This is a genomic window from Actinomycetospora chlora (assembly GCF_039542135.1).
GTDB classification, from domain to species: domain Bacteria; phylum Actinomycetota; class Actinomycetes; order Mycobacteriales; family Pseudonocardiaceae; genus Actinomycetospora; species Actinomycetospora chlora.
In genome coordinates this window covers 1-1,358 of sequence record NZ_BAABHO010000115.1, presented here as the reverse complement: position 1 = coordinate 1,358, position 1,358 = coordinate 1, and the positions used below count along the sequence as shown (strand labels likewise).

Below are 1,358 nucleotides of genomic sequence, written 5' to 3'. Positions count from 1 at the left end.
AGGGGCCTGTCTGTTCTCAGGACATCGGAGACAGGTGATGTCTCAGCACATCGCGGACACTGAGTAGCTCACCGTCGGGCGGGCTGGCCGCAGGCCAGCCTGTCGGGATGGGCAGAACAGGGTTCGAGATGGATCCCGTGCTCGTTGCCGCGGTGGCGCGTGTCGCTGCCGGCGAGAAGATCAATGTCAGTCGGGTGTGTCGCGACACTGGGGTGTCTCGCGCGGACTTCTACCGCAAGCTGGCCCGGTTCCAGCAGCACGGCAGCCCCGGGTTGGCGCCGCGGTCGCGCGCTCCGCATCGCCGCCCGAGCAAGACCGCACCGCACGTCGCCGAGGCCGTGGTGCGGGCCCGCAAGGAGCTCGCCGACGAGGGCTGGGACCACGGCGCGCAAAGCATCTACTGGCGGCTGGTCGACATCGCCGCCAACGGTGTGCACCCCACCGGTGGGCCCGTGCTCGATGTGGCCGAGGTGCCCTCGCGGGCCACGATCCACCGCATCCTGATCGGACGCGGCCAGATCACCCCGCAGCCCCGCAAACGCCCGCACCGCGGGCGACGGTTCGTGCACCCGGCCCCGAACGCGGTCTGGCAGATCGATGGCACCGACCTCGAGCTGGCCGACGGCACCGGCGCCACCGTCGTGCAGATCATCGATGACCACTCCCGGCTCGATGTCGCCTGCCACGCCGCGACCAGCGAGAACAGCCATGCGGTGTGGAGTGCGCTGTGCTCGGGGTTCGCCGCCTACGGCTATCCGGCCTGCGTGCTCTCCGACAACGGCACCGCCTTCTCCGGCCGCCGCCGCCGCTGGCCCATGGTCGAGACCGAACGACGCCTGGCCGCGCTCGGGATCACCACCATCGTGTCCTCGATCGGACACCCCCAGACCTGCGGGAAGAACGAACGCGCCCACAAGACCCTGCAGCACTGGCTGGCCGCCCACCCCGCCCCTGCCTGCCTGGCCGAGCTGCAGACCCTGCTCGAGACCTACCGCGCCGGCTACAACCACCGCCGCCGCCACCAAGCCCTCGGCGGCGACACCCCCCACCAGCGCTTCCACGCCCTGGAACGCGCCCGCCCCGCCGGCCCCGCCGCCCGCGTCGCCGGACACCTCACCCGCACCGTCTCAGCGACCGGGGTGATCCGCTTCAGCGGCGCCTCCATCGGCCTGGGCCGACGCCACGCCGGCGCCACCGCCGAGGTGTTCTGGCAAGGCGACCGCGTCACCGTCCTCATCGACGACACCGTCGCCGCCAGCCTTACCCTCGACCGCACCGTCCGCTACCAGCGGACCACCAACCTGTCTCCGATGTGCTGAGACAGACCTGCTCCAGATGTGCTGAGACAGCACAGGCCC

Annotated in this window: 1 protein-coding gene; it reads left to right on the top strand. The window is 71.2% G+C overall.

Annotation, left to right across the window (positions count from 1 at the left end; translation table 11 throughout):
• Positions 1 to 128 precede the first annotated feature (128 nt).
• Positions 129 to 1,319: an integrase core domain-containing protein gene (locus tag ABD994_RS30915; RefSeq protein WP_345425464.1), complete on the top strand. Its 1,191-nt coding sequence runs from the start codon at positions 129 to 131 to the stop codon at positions 1,317 to 1,319.
• The last annotated feature ends 39 nt before the right edge of the window (positions 1,320 to 1,358 follow it).